At 30.1% G+C, this 15,627-nt stretch carries 21 protein-coding genes; 14 read left to right on the top strand and 7 right to left on the bottom strand.

Features of this window, described 5'->3' with window-relative positions; all coding sequences use genetic code 11:
* The 8 genes from CYP54_RS05560 to CYP54_RS05520 form a co-directional block, all read left to right on the top strand.
* The coding region (locus CYP54_RS05560; protein ID WP_258033674.1) for a polymorphic toxin type 50 domain-containing protein at window positions 1–928 on the top strand (928 nt) is incomplete at its 5' end.
* Between the two features lie 12 nt (window positions 929–940).
* The gene (locus CYP54_RS05555) at window positions 941–1,228 is read left to right on the top strand and encodes a MafI2 family immunity protein (protein ID WP_103600761.1); all 288 of its coding nucleotides are present in this window, start codon (window positions 941–943) and stop codon (window positions 1,226–1,228) included.
* Between the two features lie 516 nt (window positions 1,229–1,744).
* On the top strand, window positions 1,745–2,020 hold the full coding sequence (locus CYP54_RS05550) for a hypothetical protein (RefSeq protein ID WP_103604501.1): 276 nt from the start codon (window positions 1,745–1,747) through the stop codon (window positions 2,018–2,020).
* A 17-nt stretch (window positions 2,021–2,037) separates the two neighbouring features.
* Complete coding sequence (locus CYP54_RS05545; RefSeq protein WP_103600753.1) at window positions 2,038–2,547, top strand: hypothetical protein; 510 nt, start codon at window positions 2,038–2,040, stop codon at window positions 2,545–2,547.
* A gap of 1 nt (window position 2,548) precedes the next feature.
* Entirely contained in the window at window positions 2,549–2,977 is a 429-nt protein-coding gene (locus tag CYP54_RS05540; protein WP_103604500.1) for a hypothetical protein, read from the top strand.
* Window positions 2,978–2,996: 19 nt separating this feature from the next.
* Window positions 2,997–4,496 carry a hypothetical protein gene (locus CYP54_RS05535; RefSeq protein WP_103604499.1) on the top strand — a complete coding sequence of 500 codons (1,500 nt, stop codon included), beginning with the start codon at window positions 2,997–2,999 and terminating at the stop codon, window positions 4,494–4,496.
* A gap of 372 nt (window positions 4,497–4,868) precedes the next feature.
* Window positions 4,869–5,171: a hypothetical protein gene (locus tag CYP54_RS05525; protein WP_103604497.1), complete on the top strand. Its 303-nt coding sequence runs from the start codon at window positions 4,869–4,871 to the stop codon at window positions 5,169–5,171.
* Between the two features lie 65 nt (window positions 5,172–5,236).
* Window positions 5,237–5,671, top strand: coding sequence for a hypothetical protein (locus CYP54_RS05520; RefSeq protein ID WP_103604496.1), 435 nt, complete (start codon window positions 5,237–5,239; stop codon window positions 5,669–5,671).
* A 141-nt stretch (window positions 5,672–5,812) separates the two neighbouring features.
* Here the strand turns inward: CYP54_RS05520 and CYP54_RS09895 are convergent, their stop codons facing one another.
* A complete protein-coding gene (locus CYP54_RS09895; RefSeq protein WP_181001530.1) occupies window positions 5,813–5,974 on the bottom strand; it encodes a hypothetical protein in 162 nt (53 codons plus the stop codon).
* A gap of 280 nt (window positions 5,975–6,254) precedes the next feature.
* On the opposite strand from CYP54_RS09895, the gene CYP54_RS05515 reads away from it, so the two are divergent.
* From CYP54_RS05515 to CYP54_RS05505, 3 genes are read left to right on the top strand one after another with little or no spacing between them, the layout of a single operon-like run.
* A complete protein-coding gene (locus CYP54_RS05515) occupies window positions 6,255–7,499 on the top strand; it encodes a ParB N-terminal domain-containing protein (protein ID WP_103604495.1) in 1,245 nt (414 codons plus the stop codon).
* Between the two features lie 9 nt (window positions 7,500–7,508).
* Window positions 7,509–7,946 (top strand): hypothetical protein, encoded by a 438-nt coding sequence (locus CYP54_RS05510; protein WP_103604494.1) that lies wholly within the window; start codon window positions 7,509–7,511, stop codon window positions 7,944–7,946.
* A 38-nt stretch (window positions 7,947–7,984) separates the two neighbouring features.
* On the top strand, window positions 7,985–8,176 hold the full coding sequence (locus CYP54_RS05505) for a hypothetical protein (RefSeq protein WP_103604493.1): 192 nt from the start codon (window positions 7,985–7,987) through the stop codon (window positions 8,174–8,176).
* Window positions 8,177–8,198: 22 nt separating this feature from the next.
* Here CYP54_RS05505 and CYP54_RS05500 read toward each other — a convergent pair whose 3' ends face one another.
* From CYP54_RS05500 to CYP54_RS05485, 4 genes are all read right to left on the bottom strand, one after another.
* Window positions 8,199–9,152 carry a hypothetical protein gene (locus CYP54_RS05500; RefSeq protein ID WP_103604492.1) on the bottom strand — a complete coding sequence of 318 codons (954 nt, stop codon included), beginning with the start codon at window positions 9,150–9,152 and terminating at the stop codon, window positions 8,199–8,201.
* A gap of 2 nt (window positions 9,153–9,154) precedes the next feature.
* On the bottom strand, window positions 9,155–9,367 hold the full coding sequence (locus CYP54_RS05495) for a hypothetical protein (protein WP_103604491.1): 213 nt from the start codon (window positions 9,365–9,367) through the stop codon (window positions 9,155–9,157).
* Between the two features lie 190 nt (window positions 9,368–9,557).
* On the bottom strand, window positions 9,558–9,836 hold the full coding sequence (locus tag CYP54_RS10155; RefSeq protein WP_103604490.1) for a hypothetical protein: 279 nt from the start codon (window positions 9,834–9,836) through the stop codon (window positions 9,558–9,560).
* A 271-nt stretch (window positions 9,837–10,107) separates the two neighbouring features.
* A complete protein-coding gene (locus CYP54_RS05485; protein WP_103604489.1) occupies window positions 10,108–10,329 on the bottom strand; it encodes a hypothetical protein in 222 nt (73 codons plus the stop codon).
* 379 nt (window positions 10,330–10,708) lie between these two features.
* Here CYP54_RS05485 and CYP54_RS05480 point away from each other — a divergent pair, with 379 nt between their 5' ends.
* Window positions 10,709–11,257, top strand: a complete 549-nt coding sequence (locus CYP54_RS05480) for a hypothetical protein (protein ID WP_103604488.1) — start codon at window positions 10,709–10,711, stop codon at window positions 11,255–11,257.
* A 569-nt stretch (window positions 11,258–11,826) separates the two neighbouring features.
* On the opposite strand, the gene CYP54_RS09885 is transcribed toward CYP54_RS05480, so the two are convergent.
* Window positions 11,827–11,982, bottom strand: coding sequence for a hypothetical protein (locus CYP54_RS09885; RefSeq protein WP_181001528.1), 156 nt, complete (start codon window positions 11,980–11,982; stop codon window positions 11,827–11,829).
* A gap of 1,098 nt (window positions 11,983–13,080) precedes the next feature.
* Complete coding sequence (locus CYP54_RS05465) at window positions 13,081–13,896, bottom strand: hypothetical protein (protein WP_103604487.1); 816 nt, start codon at window positions 13,894–13,896, stop codon at window positions 13,081–13,083.
* A gap of 411 nt (window positions 13,897–14,307) precedes the next feature.
* On the opposite strand from CYP54_RS05465, the gene CYP54_RS05460 reads away from it, so the two are divergent.
* Together CYP54_RS05460 and CYP54_RS05455 are read left to right on the top strand one after the other, a co-directional pair.
* On the top strand, window positions 14,308–15,162 hold the full coding sequence (locus CYP54_RS05460; RefSeq protein WP_103604486.1) for a hypothetical protein: 855 nt from the start codon (window positions 14,308–14,310) through the stop codon (window positions 15,160–15,162).
* Window positions 15,162–15,560, top strand: a complete 399-nt coding sequence (locus CYP54_RS05455; protein ID WP_103583807.1) for a type II toxin-antitoxin system VapC family toxin — start codon at window positions 15,162–15,164, stop codon at window positions 15,558–15,560. Before CYP54_RS05460 ends, CYP54_RS05455 begins: the two co-directional genes overlap by 1 nt.
* Window positions 15,561–15,627 lie beyond the last annotated feature (67 nt).

Below are 15,627 nucleotides of genomic sequence, written 5' to 3'. Positions count from 1 at the left end.
AAGCTCAAACGATCTATATAATATAGAGCTAGCAACAAATTTTATAAAGCAAAGTAGCTTTTATAATACAAGCCTAGATAACACAAATGCCTTTAATCCAAATAAGAAGCAATATGAGGATAGGTATATGTATGCCTTAAATGCCTATAACAATGAAGATTTTTACAAAGACAATTTAAGCGTTAAAACAAATCCTGGCATATTAGATTATACAAAATCAACCATGTATGGTCTAGGTGGATTTGCAGTAGGCGGGATAGAAGGACTTGCTGATTTAGGAAATATTATCTTACACCCAGTAGATGCTATAAATGGTTTAGATAATGCTTTTTATCATCCTATCCTAACAACCAAAAATGTAAATGCAAACATACAAGAATTCATAGCTAAAAATTTTGTAGATAGCGTCTTAGGTGATCAAAGTTCTATAAATTATAGAAGTTATCACGCACTAGGTGAAAATATAGGTTCTCTTGGAGCAGCTGGTAAAGCAGCCATAAAGGTAGGTAATAAGTTATCGAATGTAAATTTAAGTAAAAAAGGTGCAACGGCAGATAAAACAACAAATAATAATCTAAATTCTAATGGCAATGACGGAATAGTTGTTGCCGGGGGTAAGAGTGTCAAGATAGATATAAATAAACAAAACAAACATATACAAGGAACCAATGAATATAAAACAGCCAATCAAAATGGCGTAACAAGAAGTATTTTAACAGAAGATGTAGAAAATCTTTTGCCAAAATTTGGAACAGGTCAAAAAGTGAATAGTGTAGAAATCGGGTTGGCTGGTTCAAAAGAAAGAATAGATTTTGGAAAAGTAATTGGTTATTATATAGATGAAAATGGCAACAAATTGTCTACCACAAAAGGAATAGTTCATTATGGTAAAAATGGTGCCCATATTGTTCCTAGTAATCCAAATTGATAAGGGATTTGTATGAATGAAATAATTACTAAAATTTTATCATCCACAAAGAGAGCATTAAATGGCGAGACTACACAAAATATGCGTGCCGTTTATGTAACATTGGAAAACGACATAATAAAATTATTATTTATATATAATGGAGATATTACAGATGATGATTTGGATAATGTAGGATATATTTCTAGTTTAATTATTGCAGATTTTAATGAATACTTGATTGATGAAAAAACAATAAGGATTGATTATCCAAATTTATTTTCTGTGCCGCAAAATTATTTTTTGGCATATAAAGGATAACGATTAGAAAATGACTAAATTCATAAATTTATCTTAGCACTTATCATTTTTATTGTAACTGGTTGTAGAGTTTCTCCAAATTTAAATGACATAAACGGCGATAAAGGAGCAAACGCAGGATACAAAATAACCACAAGCGCAGATACTTATAATAGACAGCTTCATCAAAGAGAGATAGACTTTATAAACAATAAAAACAATATAGCAAGCTTTAAGTCAAAGCTTCAAACTACAACAAATAAAATTTATAGCGACGATGAAGCAAAATCTATCCTAGCAAAAGCAGCGGTATCTTTAACGGATAAATCATTTAATGAAACATATAGACAAAGTCTAAGCTCAAACGATCTATATAATATAGAGCTAGCAACAAATTTTATAAAGCAAAGTAGCTTTTATAATACAAGCCTAGATAACACAAATGCCTTTAATCCAAATAAGAAGCAATATGAGGATAGGTATGTCTATCTAGATAGTTTTGCTAACAATAGAGAATTTTATGATAAAAATTTAAAGGTGGATACTCATTATTTAGATAATACACTAAGCTTTTTAGGCGGCGTTGGCACAGGTGCTAAAAATTTGTTAGTAGATACTGCAACAGGACTATACCGCTTAGCAACAGATCCAGTAGAGACAGCCAAAGGCATAGCAAATACTATCTCAAATGCAGATACGCTTATTTATAACGGCTTTATGAAAAGCGAACTAGATACGGTATTGGGTGATTATGAGAGTGTAACTGCTAGGGATACTGGAGCGCTAGTACACTATTTGGTGGGGCGGTTATAGCTTCAAAGACAGGTAAGATGGCTAAAATGGTAAAAGATGTAGGTAATGAGTCTATATTGAAAACGTCATTAAAAATATCTAACGCTATAACTGTAGATACTGTTAAAATCTCTGGTAAAGAATATGCAGTAGTTGGAACTGATATGCCCACCGGAAGTCCAATAGTAAGGCGATTAAAAAATAATTCTATCGGTGGAGATCCATATATATTAGTACAAAATGATCTAATTAAAGCTAATAGTAAAGTGCTTAAAGTAGGCTGTTCAAAAATTATGACTAAAAAAGACTTTGCAAAAATATCAAGATCTAAAAAATATTTACCAGAAGAAATAGTGTCTATTGGTGAAAAGAGTTTTAGTGATTTTATAAATAGCTATGCTCCGTCTGGCTTACCTGAATTTACTTTTGCAGGTGGAATGGGTTGGATATTGAGCGATCCTAGTGAACAGATAAAAGATAGTTATTTTGTATTAAAATCTAGGATTGGAGATTTTATAAACTATATACAATCAGAACAGGATAAATAAGATGTTTAAGCGTATAGGCTGGGCTTTTATAGGATTTATGTGCTTACTTTACTGTATCTCTATGCTAGCTAACAAAAATGTAAAAGTTGGTGAGAAGTTTTTTAAATTTGACGATGCTGGTTATTTATACTTACTACCAGCACTTGGATTTTTACTGTTAAGCATTTATGGTTTTTGGATGGCTTTTAGATCATATAAAAAGGAAAAGCCAAATTTAAAATATATGTGGTGCAAAAAATGTAGAGAATTTTATTCACTGGGTAGCAAGAAATGCAGGCAATGTGGTGGAAATTTAAAAAAATACTATGTCAAGAATAAAGATAAAACTAAATACCTCAAATATGAAAAAAATAAATGGTTAAATTTTATAATGTGGATATTTGCATTTACTGTACTTTGGGGTTTGATGATGTTTGTGGGCGGAAAATAAAATATGTTTAAACGCATAGGTGGTTTTTTATAAAAAAGATGAATCTAATCAAAACAGCCAAGGCAAGAGTACAAGCTACTCTGGTCTAAAGTCAATAAACTACTCTAATCAAAGAAATCTAAGCTACACACTATCTAAAAACATGGCTACATTAGGTAGTGGCAACATAGAGATAGCAGATAAAGATAACTCTGATGATCTAACAAGACTAAATAGAGATACAACTAAACTAACAAAAGATCTAGTAAACACTAGCATAAGCTCAAATGTAGATGCTAGCATAGATTTAAGGGTGCTAACTAAGAGTGGGCAAAAGGAGATAGCTAAAGAGATAGTAGATAGTGGCACCATAATAGACGCCATAAAGCAAATATCAACTACGGATAGGGCAAATATATTCTCATTTTTTAAAGAAGTAAGCAAGCAATATAGCGTATTAAACGGTGTTAGAGAAGAGGTAGCAAATTCACCAGAACTGCAAGCATTTTTATCTAGCAGTACTACAACAGATACTCAAAGAAAAGAGGCTATGGGGCTAATAACACTTGCTGTTATGAAGAATTTAGGATATCAACCAAATGATATAAAGGCTATATATACAGATGAAACAGGATATAATGGCGAAAAGATACAAGGTTTTACAAGCCTACAAACCGGATCTAGCTATATAAATTTCAAAAATATAACCAATATTAAAGATCTAGTAAAGACCATAACCCATGAAAACCAAAGATCTATGGATATACAAGATCATAGAGATATAAATAAGAATAGAGATGATGATACCAAATACGCGTCAAATTTCTCAGACTTTGCAACTAGATATTTCTCTCATGCTCTATGGCTAAATGATAAAGGTTTTTCTAAAACACCTTTAACAACAGCTGTAACAACAAGCATGATAAATAACAATAAAGAATTTGCAAAACTGGATAAGAATTTGGGGGTGAATAGAGTTGAAGCATATTCTAGGTCGGTAGGTTTTGGTAAAAACCATATGTTTATAGTTGTTGATGGAAATAATTATAAAGAAGGAATTACTATTGCTTCTCTTGGTGCTAAAAATTTTATACTTGGTGGTGATACTGAAATCGTAGTAAAAGATATAAACCATATTAGTAAAGAAGAAGATGTGGCATACACAGATAGAGATCATTACTTGAATAATGAATGGAAAGAAAAACAGGTGATTGAAATTCCAAGAGGTATGACAGAAAGAGAATTTGATGAGCGTGTTTTAGAAAATGCAAGAAACTATAACAAAATGTTTGAAAACAATAGATATCCAAATATTGCTTCAACAATCAGCGAATCTTTTTTTGGTGGCTACAATAACAATGAGGACTCTTTATTAAGAAATTCAAATACATTTGTAGATGATGTAATAGAATTTAGTGGAGGATCTATTATGAATTTTAAAAACACACCTTTGCAAAATAGTACAGAATTAAGAAATATAACAGAGCAATTAAATAAAATAGCCCCACATACAATAGATTTTGGTGTATTTATGCAGTAGTAGGATAACAAGTGGAAGTAATATCTATTTTTTTAATATCAAATTTAGTGCTTTATCTAATACTATATATAAGTAAGCGATTTATGCTAAATTTCATATATAAATTTCTGAGATTTTTATCTATTTTATGTATTTTTATAGGTTATGCCATACTTGTTTATTTTGCTTGCCATATTGTCTATTATCACAACAATTGGTCAGAAATAAGCACTGGAATACTAATGGCCAAGATAGTTGTTTTCTTTATGAATATGATCTGGCCAGCCATTATATTGATAGATTGGCAAAATAGTCCTAAGTACTTTTCTAGCTATTATCAACTATTTTTGAATATATTTCTGATAGTTACTGTTTTTTTGATGGGAGATAACGTTGGCTATTAATAATATTGGTCTAATTTGTGGATCTATCGCAAGTTTTATATTTTTGCTTTTTTGGTTTAAAGAGTCTAAAAATAGGGGACAAAAGTTTATTGCTAGGTATTTTTTCGTTTTTCTTGGTGCTATTTTTATTATCATGACAAATTTTTTAAACATTCCTCAATTTTTAGAATACGACCTAGGTGATAGAAATTTACTATATATCGCATTTGCTTGTTTATGTATTCAGCTCATAGTTGATATTTGCTATGCTATTTATTCCTTTTTTTGTAAAGTTAAACAAGTTGATTTATGAATATAAATAATATCTAATAAATTTGGTAATGGTGTTTTATAGGATATCTTAACGGGCAGTTTCGTATGAGTGGTTTTATTAGCAGAATAATTGACATTGGTTTTATGCCAAACGCTCCGTGGCTGTATTGGCTGGTATTTGACACTGTAGGATTACTATTTTTAAAGATGCTGATAGAGGATGTTATTTCAAGTTTAAATTGTCTAAAATTTAAGACAAGAGGCAATATCCAGTCTGTTTTATATATCTTGTTTGACCTAATGATTATATTTTTGATCACTTTTTTGTTTTATAGGCTATATTTTAGCGCCACTAGAGTAGAGGGCATTTTGTCTCTTATAGCAAATTTCTCACTCTTTCTTATTGTTGCGGTTTGCATTTATGCTATTGTTGGGGCGGTTAGGTATTTGGAAAAACCACAAAACAATGTTATAGAAGCCAAGCCTAAATTCTTTAGAATGTCTCGCTCAAAAAGACGTAAGGAAAATTTGAAAAAATAATGGATAAAGTTTGGAGTGAGCTAATTTTGCAGATTATTATGAAAAACTAAATTTAAAAGTAGGAAATAACCTAAGTCTAGAAAGCACCAGAGATATAAAAGATGCTAGCTCTAAAAGCAAAGGTATAAATTTAAGTGCAAGCTACTCTGGAGCAACTAATGCTAAACACTTTGCATCAGGAGATAGCTCTCTAAGCTCTGTTGGAGCTAGCATTAGTAAGTCAAACTCTAACACAAAGATAAAACAGACAAACCTATCATCTATAACAGCAAATGAGCTAAATGTAGAGGTAGGTAAAAACACTCATCTAAAAGGATCACTACTAGCAGCAGGAGAGTATGATAAAGATAATACCTTTATAGATAACCACAACCTAAATTTAAAAACAAATACCATAAGCTATGAGAACCTATCAAATACAAGCTACAACAAAGGATCATCTCTTAGTATAGGAGCTAATTACTCAGTAGGTAAAAAAGATAAAGCCAATAAAAATAGTCAAGACAAGAGTACAAGCTACTCTGGTCTAAAGTCAATAAACTACTCTAATCAAAGAAATCTAAGCTACACACTATCTAAAAACATGGCTACATTAGGTAGTGGCAACATAGAGATAGCAGATAAAGATAACTCTGATGATCTAACAAGACTAAATAGAGATACAACTAAACTAACAAAAGATCTAGTAAACACTAGCATAAGCTCAAATGTAGATGCTAGTATAGATGCTAGGGTGTTTAGTAAAGATGGAAGAGAGCAGATAAAGAGTGAGATAATATCAGTAGCTAATAGCCTAGATAACCTAAATAGATATATAAAAGATAGGTTGCCTAGAAATAAACTAAGTGAAGAAAAAGCCAATGAAATTTATAAAGAAATAAGTAATAATGGGCTAGGGGAAACTATAGTAAATATTTTTAAGCAGCAAGGATTGGACAATGAGCAGATAGAAAATTTAATGTCCGATAGGGATATTATTAGTCTAATAAAAAGCTACAACACCATATATAGCAAAACATTATATTCTTCAACAGACAACTTGGTAACGTTCGATAAAGATGGTATACCAACCATAAATGTTACTAATACAAAAGAGGAGAATTTCTATGACTTTGTTATAAAAGGCGCAAAGGCTGTAGATACTATATCTAAGGCGATAGGCGAAAGTAATGCGGTAGCTGGTATATTTGTAATACAGGTGGCAACACAAGGACTACTTAAAACAGCTATATCGGTAGCTAGTAATGAAGTAAAAGATAACTTTACAAAAGGGATAAAAGAGGGGCTTAGTGAATATATAGCCAAAGATTTATTAGATATAAATAATAAAGGTAATGATGAACAAAGAAAAAAAGATATAAAATTAGCCTCTGATTTATCAGCTAGCGTTAGTATAGATATGTTAATAGGTGGAGCTTACTCTATAGTAAAAGGCTCAAAAAATGTAGTTAAGGCTGATGAGAAGTTAAAAGAAAATAGTTCTTCTTTGAAATTCAAAGACTTTAAGACGAATGGTGTCAAAGAAGCAACTATAGTAAATAATAGTGCAAATAAATTAGATAAAGCTGGTTTTGTTCATCCATTGGATTTAACAGTGACACATGAGCTAACATTAAGCAAAAGTAAGTTTAAAAAGTTGAAAGAAGATATAAAAAATAATGGAATTAAAGAATCTATAAAGTATGTTCAATATAACGGCAAAAAATATGTTGTTGATGGACACCATAGACTCCAGGCATCTAAAGAACTTGGAATTAAAGATATTCCAGTAGAAAGAGTTGAACTACCATACTTGGGCTATAAAACATTTAATGATTTATTGGAATAGGAGCTAAAAATGGCGATTTGGCAATGTGATTTTTATATTTTACCGAGTAACAGCAATGAGGCGGTTTTAAATTTAGAAACATTTGATGATTCTATCTTTTGGAATAAAGTATCAGTTAATAAAGAAATTTTTAATAGTGTCGCTTCTGTTTTGCCACAAGTAAAATCATGGTCGGACAGCTTGGACATTTATGGCAGTCTAGAGGATAGCTGCCTGCAGATCTCTTTTGACAACAATGGATTGGTAGATGGGGCATTGCTGCGTATAAATTTCACTAGTGAATATAAAGATATTTTAAAATTTATAATATCGTTCTGTGTCAAAAATGATTTTGAGATACTAACTAGCGATCTTCAAAAACTACCACTTTTGTATTCACAAATAGATCAATATATTTCGGGTTCTAAACGAAAAGAAAAATTTATGAAGTTGCAGAAGCTTATTTAATTGATTTTAAGTAGCAAAGAAGGCAAGGTACTAAGAAAATGAAGCGTTTTATTTTAGATATTTTTAATAGAAATTTAAACGAAGATGAAGCCCAAGGATATTTCAAAAAAAGCTTTATGGAAATGGGTGATGAAGAGAAAAGTTATTATATAGGCAATGAAGATAAATATTTAAAATTTTTTCTAGCACTTTTTGCCATCAAAGAAAAAGCATCAATAAGAATTCATTAACTTGTGCTTAAAAATCACGAGCTTATGAGTGAGTTCTACTGGTTGTTTGAGATGACATACGGGTAAAAAATAAATTAATTAGTATTCCAACGACATCAACAATAAAGAATATATAAAAGTAGGTTATCATTAGCGATATTAATATTTTTATTGGTTTTATATCTTTCAGCTCTTCTAAATCACTTTTTTGTGCCATATAGTAAAGACCTACTAAAAAAATTATGCCTGAGAAAAATCGTGTGAGGCTTTTTAGTGATTTTTCTTTTATCTGATTTCCATCTAGACTGACAAGCAAAAGTAGCAAAACTAATGTAAAATATACAATTTTGGTTATGGCATATTTATCCGGGAAAATAAAATCAAATATTTGAATATTTTGACTTTCATTAAGTATGCTTGATGCATAGCAAGCCCCAACATATATTATAAGAAAGCAAGATATAATTTGTAATACAGATCTTATTGTGCGTGTATTATAGCTGTTATTACTTTTTGTTCTACCAATCAAGTCCTCTTTCTTAAATTCTTCATTTAATATTTTAATATTATCATACATAGAATTCTGATTAAAGCTATCTTTGTAAGTTTCCACTATATCATTAAGCGGTTGTTTATATTGCCTTTTAAAATTAGATCTTGTTATGCATCCATTTCTAACATACAAACATACAGTGTCTAACAAGTTTAAAAAATCTATTTTTTCCTTATTGGCGATTTCTAATGTAGATAGTGCTTCAGGTTTATTTATATCTTCTTCCTTGATTTTTATTACTTCATGCATGCTTTTGTAGTATTGGTCTTGTTTTTTGCTAAGTTTTTCAAAAATATCTATCTCTGCATAGGCGGTATTTAATTTTGTATCTCTCTTGATTTCCTTTAAATGCTTTATAGATATATAAATAGCATACATAGCTACCATAGGGACTATTATGCTTGCTACTTTATAGGCTATATCTAGAGCAGGGCAATTATCCATTGTTAATCTTTGGTAGTTATCATTGTTTCATTATTATTTTGCGTTACTTGCTTGATTTGTGGTTCGGTTAACATATTTGAACTGTCTGTATTTATCTGAGCATTGAGTATTTTCTGAGCCTTTTTTTCAAATTCCTTATATATATTAATATGTGGCTTTATATCTATTGATTCATTATTTATAACTAAATTATTGTAAGCGTCTGCATTTTTCATTGCTTCTCTCCTTTATAAAATATTCTATGCATCCAATACCATGTAAGAATGTTTGTTATATGTGATTATAGTTTTCTATATGTATACCATAAATTTTGTTAAAGAAAAATATCAGATAGTAAATTATCAAATCTCTTTTTTGTCGAAGTTGTTTGAAAAATAAACTTTTTATTTCTCAAACAACATAATTTTACGGTATTCTCTTATCGCCGTTTCTGTCAAATCTTTTGACAAGCAAAGCCGTGCCTTTTGCCGTTTCAAAAAGCTCGCTTTGACAAAGGTATCTAAAATCAAGGGCTATATATTTATTATTAGTTTTTCTATAGTTCTTTGCAAATGCTTTTACTTTAAAGTAATAGTTGTTATTCGTCAAGAATTTTTTTGTTTCTACTTCTGAATATAAATTAAATGATATATTCTTATTTTTCATGTGTTCTATTTGTTGGTCTAATGTAAATTTTACTTTCATTATTTTTTATCCTTTTTTTCTTAATTTTATCATCTCACTCTTTAAAAATAAGTTTTAAACTGAAAACAATTATTTTCAAAACACTTGATCAGTAGCTCCCTATTTTGTGGTATTTTATTAAAAGAAAGGATAAAAATTTAAGCTTAGAAAACTTAAAGTAATAAAAATGGCTTAAGAATTTACCTAAAAACAAGTAAATTCTTACGTTTTCTTAAAAAATAAATATAATCCAAAATCTATTTTTCTTTTTAACTTTTATTAGAAAACTACTCTAGCAAATTCCTAAATATTTTTTTCTTAAATATTCTGCTTGCTCTTTTGTAATCTCTTTGCTAAGCTGAGATATATTTATTGATGAGTAAAGCTCACTCCAATATAAGCTTAAATCCAAATTAGGATGAGTATTTGAATTCTTACAATCTAAAAACTTTTGTAAGTCTTTTTTGAGCCATGGCGACAAAGTATTTTCATCTAATATTATATTCTCTTCCATATTACCACCTATCTAAATTTTTATTTTTTCTTTATCTTTTATTGTTTGTGATAATTTCAACTGCTCTTTTGCTATCATCTCTTTCTTTTTACTTTTCAAGCGATGCTAATTGTAATTTTATCTTTTTTGATTTTCTCATATTTTAAAACTATCTCAATTATAGCCATTCACCTTTTTGCTGATAAAGATTTAATTAATAGTATAGCGAAGTTCAATGAAATTTGAAGGCAGTAATAGCTGTTTTTTTAATTGTGGCAAGTTTTATCATGTATAATTTTGGTCGTAAATAGTATTAATTGCAGGATAGCCAATCACGCCAAAAATGTAATACATTTTTTGTGATTGGCATTATCTCTGCGAGGCTCAGTAAGGTATAAAAATGAAAAATGTAATTAAGACTTTTAGAATAGAAAGCAATTTGTTAAATTTAGTTGAGGAATATTTGAAAGATAGTAAATATAATTTTAGTGATTTGGTTAATGCTGCTATTATGAATTTTATATCTACTGGCGATATTGAGGGATCTAAAAAAAATACTTTATTGTTAAAAGAAAACAACAAAGAAGTTGAGCTTAGAATATCAATATCTAAAAGTGAATATAAGTATTTGGTTGATTTGCCTAACAAACATGGTTTTAACTCAGCCACTAAAGAGGCTAAATTTTTATTATTAAATCTTTTAAATTCCGATAGCCCTATTTTTAATAATATTGAAATGGTGGAGTTAAGAAAATCTAACTATGAGCTTAATATGGTTGGCAGGAATATTAACCAAATATTGAAAGTATTATACGAGCAGGATTTGAAAAATTTTAAAGTAAATTATGAAAATTTAATATCAGTAGTAAAAGTAGTGAATGACAAAATTTCTGCTGTAAGCGATAAGATAGAAAAGTATATCAAGATTTTAAATTTAAAACTAAAGTAATATTTAGATGAGAAAAAAGAGAATACTTGATGATGAATGGTGGCGACCCAAAAGAGTTATTACTGATTTAGAAAAAAGCTAAGAGTTCTTACGCATATAATAATCAACGAGGTATTTATAAAAATAGATTTAAAAGTATTATTACATATACAAAAACTCATTCAAAAAAAATAAACGGAAGTCGTTATTAAATTTACTGGATCTAGATTTTATAAAATAGTTAAAATCTTACCCTTTTGGGAGAAAAAAAGTAAAAATCTAGTTCTTTGAAATTTTTTGATAATTTCGCTTAATACTTTAAAATCTGCAAGCTCAGTTTTTAGTTTTTGATTTTCTTTTAGTAGATTGATCGATTGTATTGTTTGGCTGCTAAATTTATCAGTGGTTATTGCCACTTTCAAGCTGCCCTCGGTCATACCGATTTTTTCCGCCAGCTGTTTATATGTTAAATTTTACTCTTTGCAAAATTCCTTTACGTCGGCTGCTGTCATTCGCTTTTTCTTTTCATATCTTCTACAAGAAGTTTTCTCATATAAGCATTTCTAGTTAGAAAAGTTTCATCACACTTTTCATCCAAATACGCTATTTCTTCTTGAGTAAGATAAATACTTACTTGAACAGTATTTCTCTTTTGTTTTTTTGTCTTTTTTGTCTTGCATCTCATAAGTTTTTACATTGCTGTTTTGCAAAGCTTCTTCAATGCTAATGCTCGCTCTCTTAGTCATACTTCAATATCCTTTTAATAGTTTTTATATCATATTAATATATTTAAAATTAAAAAATATAAATTAAGATTTGCTTTTTATAGCTTTTAAAAGTCTTCTATATTCGTTAAAAAAGCTCGAGTAGCTCCTTTTTTGATAAAGAGCTTTCATTATATAACTCAGTAAAAGATAGTCCATAGTTTGCAGCATTATTGACAATCTTTGAATTTTTGAAATAAAAGGTCGGAATACCTTTATATATTTTATCAAGCTCATTTTCCAAAAATTCTTCTTCCTTATCATCTTTGTAGTTGGTTACAAGAAGTATTATATTTGGATTTATTGAAATAATTTCATTTATCGATCCCACTGTTCTGATAAATGAATTATATGTTGGTAAACAAGGGATAATTACTACATCGCAGTTTTTATAATATCTAAAACCCCGGAAGCAGAAAATCCTCTAAAGTCATATACACAATCGTCAAGATCTTTTGCTTTGTCTAGAATTTTTGCTTTGTTTGGATAGATCTGCTCGATACAAGAATTGTAAAAAGTATCCAAAATCTTTTGCAATGCTAAAAGCAAAAGGCGTTTTGCCTACGCCGCCTTTTTGTTTATAAGAGCTATTTTAATTATATTATCCTTTTAAATTCTATAAAGATATTGTACTTTATAAAAAAATAAATATAACTATCATTGCTTTTTGTATTTATTTTTAAATTCTCTCTTAAATTACTAAAAATTGGTAAGATCAAAAATCTTATTGATTATTTTTTGATATTTTTGACAATTTTTGTTCCAGTCGATCACTTTAGTTATTGTGCAAATATTTTTTAGATTTTCCTTGAAAACCATTGCATTAGCACATTCATCTGTACTAAGCAATTCTATCTCTTTATTCCTCCTACCAATTATCATTTAATTTGTTAAGGGGTTTGTTAATTCCAACTCGTTTATAATCTCTTACCTTTTTCTAGTAATTGTAAAATTAAGCTCTGTTTTTTTGATTTTGTGGCTGAGGAATAATATTTGGCTTTACCTCTTCTTTAACCTCCTCCTCATCAAAATCAAAAAGACTTCTAGTCCCATACTTGTTTGTAGAGCTAGTATCTTTTTTTAATGTCCTAGTAGTTTTTCTTTTATCTCTTTCATCGGATATCTCGCGTCGCTCAGATTGAGATACTCCTTGTATATCGATAGTCCCCCCATTATCTTGTAAATTTCCAAATCCGTATTGCCCATCTCTCTTAACTTCTTCGCTTCGTCCTCGCAAAGAATATCCTTCTCCCAATACTCCTGTCTGTATAGGGCTATCGTTAGCTCCCCTAGCTTCTCCTCGTCCACTAGTCCTCTGGCTTGGATGTCGTCTATCATCCCCAAGTTCTCCAAAGCTGTCGTCCAGCGGTAAAGTATCGTTAGTCTGTGCATCCAGTCGCCTGATTGAATGTTCGAAGGTGCTGGATACGTCGATCTCATTATCTCTTGTTGCTCCACGTCCAGATGTTTCTCGATATAAGTTCTCATCCGAGTTATCACTTCTTCGCTCGGCTCTATCGTATCGCAAGTCATCGCTCTCCAATTTACCCAGTCGTGATTGATTGTTATTAGTATATTGACTAACTCTTTTTTGATCTGCTCTATTTGCTCTTGATTGATCTCGTTGGATTGATTGATCTTGCTCTCCATATTCTTGATTATCAGATATAGATAATTTGAGAAGTTCATCTCCTCTTGCAATGGTGTCCACTCCATTTCCATCATATCCGTTAATCTTTTCTTGGTTATTAGTGGTCTGTTGCCCTTTATCTTGTTTTGTGGGCTTGATAGGATATGGTTGTTCTTGGTATCCACGAAATCCCAGATCTTATCTATGGCCTCTTTGAAATTTTGCTCTGACAATTCATTGTATTTAGGATTTAATATGTGAAACATTGTATATGCTCCAAGTTTATTTATTGGATGCAATTTTACTATTTTTACATAAACTATTGCATAACTGGATAGTTTTTGTCTTGAGACTAGAGCTATATATTTTCAATTTATACACGCAGTTTAATATATTTATCGTATTATATAGAAACATTTTTAAGGAAATGTCTTTATAAGAAAATTCTTTAATCTTGTAGTAATGAAAAATTCGCCTAATATACTACTTGGCAAAAATAAAAATTTTTAAAATGTTTTTTAAATTTTTAATTTAGCCTTATATTTTTTCCAAAAATATTTTTTTCTGGGAAAAAAATTTCTATCATAATAAAATCTGAGTCTTTTTCTGGGAAAATTAAGTAGGCAATAAGGCTAAAAAATGTAAATTCGTGTCAAAAAATGAAAAAAAGGATAAATATGGCAAGAGAGATTATAGACCTTGAAAAATCTCGTTCTACTAGTGCCAGGCTTTACAATCGCACACAGGAGATTGTAGATAGCCGAACTGGTGAAGTAAAAACGATAGTAACGAGCTTTTTACAAAAAGAGCAGTCAAAAGACGCGTTTATAAAAGTATTTGTTGAAAACTTAGACTTTTTAGTTGAAAATCTTTCAAACAATGCTAGAACGGTTTTTTTAGTCATGATAAAAAATGTCAATTATAAAAACATCTTTAAATATGATAGTGATTTTGTCAAATACTTTGAAGAGAGAAAGATCCTAGCAAAATCAAGTGTGTATCGTGCCCTGAAAGAATTAGAAGATAAGCAAGCAATTTTTAAAATCAGTGAAAATGACAAGGATAAATTCGACATTATAGGTAAAAACTCATTTATGCTCAACCCACAAATCGTAGGCAAAGGTTCAATAAAAGACCTCAAACAGCTAAGACAAACGACTGTTAAAACATTTAATTTCGAAACACTTGAGATGACAAAAGAAATTTTAACTGATGCAGCCTATGATGGATTTGACAAGGTTTTGGCAGCCCCCGATGATTTTCAGATTGATAGCGTAAAACAGATCCAACATTCAGCAAATAAGAGTGAGACTGAAATCGTGATATCAAAAAAACATGATGAGGAGCCAGCCGAGGACAAGCCAGAAGCCATCGAGGTAAAATCTGAAATAACAAATGAAACAGCAAGCGGCGTAGAGAGCGATATTGCCGATATTATGAAATTTGTTGGAGTGTTTAAGGGTGATTTTAAAGGCGATGCTAAGTCACTTAGGGCTGCTAAATCAGATAAACTAAATCAAAGGGATGAATAATGAAAGTTTTTTTTGACCTAAATATTATTATAGATATTATTGATACTGATAGAGCAAACAACCAAAAAGCTATTGCACTAATGCAAAATTTAATGCGAAATGGCACTGATATTGTTATTAGTGAAGATAGTATTAGTACACTTTATTACAATTTGCGTCATTCAAAGCAAAAACAGCTTATATTGCTTGACTTTCTAGAAGTGATAACTCAAAAATGGCAGCTAGCAAGCTTTGGCGTTGAAACAATAAAAAAGGCCATAAAGTACTCTAAAAATTCTAATGCCGACCTGGAGGATGCATTGCAATACTTTTGCGCAGATAAAGAAGGCTGCGAAGTTATATACACGTGTGATAAAAACTTTCCAAAAATTGCTATTGCCGTAAAAAATTATGATTAATTATAATTTTTTGGGAAAAATTTTGCTGGTGTGGTTAAATTTTTCCCACACAGAAAACCATTTTTCC

Source organism: Campylobacter concisus (assembly GCF_002914005.1).
GTDB lineage: Bacteria > Campylobacterota > Campylobacteria > Campylobacterales > Campylobacteraceae > Campylobacter_A > Campylobacter_A concisus_N.
Note: the sequence above shows the minus strand (reverse complement) of the source record. Positions and strands in the feature narration are given on the sequence as shown.

Bases quoted from the DNA above. Each gene is read 5' to 3' on its own strand.
- CYP54_RS05555 (WP_103600761.1), top strand. From the start codon at position 941: ATGAATGAAATAATTACTAAAATTTTATCATCCACAAAGAGAGCATTA.
- CYP54_RS05545 (WP_103600753.1), top strand. From the start codon at position 2,038: ATGGCTAAAATGGTAAAAGATGTAGGTAATGAGTCTATATTGAAAACG.
- CYP54_RS05540 (WP_103604500.1), top strand. From the start codon at position 2,549: ATGTTTAAGCGTATAGGCTGGGCTTTTATAGGATTTATGTGCTTACTT.
- CYP54_RS05520 (WP_103604496.1), top strand. From the start codon at position 5,237: ATGAGTGGTTTTATTAGCAGAATAATTGACATTGGTTTTATGCCAAAC.
- CYP54_RS05515 (WP_103604495.1), top strand. From the start codon at position 6,255: ATGGCTACATTAGGTAGTGGCAACATAGAGATAGCAGATAAAGATAAC.
- CYP54_RS05510 (WP_103604494.1), top strand. From the start codon at position 7,509: ATGGCGATTTGGCAATGTGATTTTTATATTTTACCGAGTAACAGCAAT.
- CYP54_RS05505 (WP_103604493.1), top strand. From the start codon at position 7,985: ATGAAGCGTTTTATTTTAGATATTTTTAATAGAAATTTAAACGAAGAT.
- CYP54_RS05500 (WP_103604492.1), bottom strand. From the start codon at position 9,152: ATGGATAATTGCCCTGCTCTAGATATAGCCTATAAAGTAGCAAGCATA.
- CYP54_RS05495 (WP_103604491.1), bottom strand. From the start codon at position 9,367: ATGAAAAATGCAGACGCTTACAATAATTTAGTTATAAATAATGAATCA.
- CYP54_RS10155 (WP_103604490.1), bottom strand. From the start codon at position 9,836: ATGAAAGTAAAATTTACATTAGACCAACAAATAGAACACATGAAAAAT.
- CYP54_RS05485 (WP_103604489.1), bottom strand. From the start codon at position 10,329: ATGGAAGAGAATATAATATTAGATGAAAATACTTTGTCGCCATGGCTC.
- CYP54_RS05480 (WP_103604488.1), top strand. From the start codon at position 10,709: ATGAAAAATGTAATTAAGACTTTTAGAATAGAAAGCAATTTGTTAAAT.
- CYP54_RS09885 (WP_181001528.1), bottom strand. From the start codon at position 11,982: ATGACTAAGAGAGCGAGCATTAGCATTGAAGAAGCTTTGCAAAACAGC.
- CYP54_RS05465 (WP_103604487.1), bottom strand. From the start codon at position 13,896: ATGTTTCACATATTAAATCCTAAATACAATGAATTGTCAGAGCAAAAT.
- CYP54_RS05460 (WP_103604486.1), top strand. From the start codon at position 14,308: ATGGCAAGAGAGATTATAGACCTTGAAAAATCTCGTTCTACTAGTGCC.
- CYP54_RS05455 (WP_103583807.1), top strand. From the start codon at position 15,162: ATGAAAGTTTTTTTTGACCTAAATATTATTATAGATATTATTGATACT.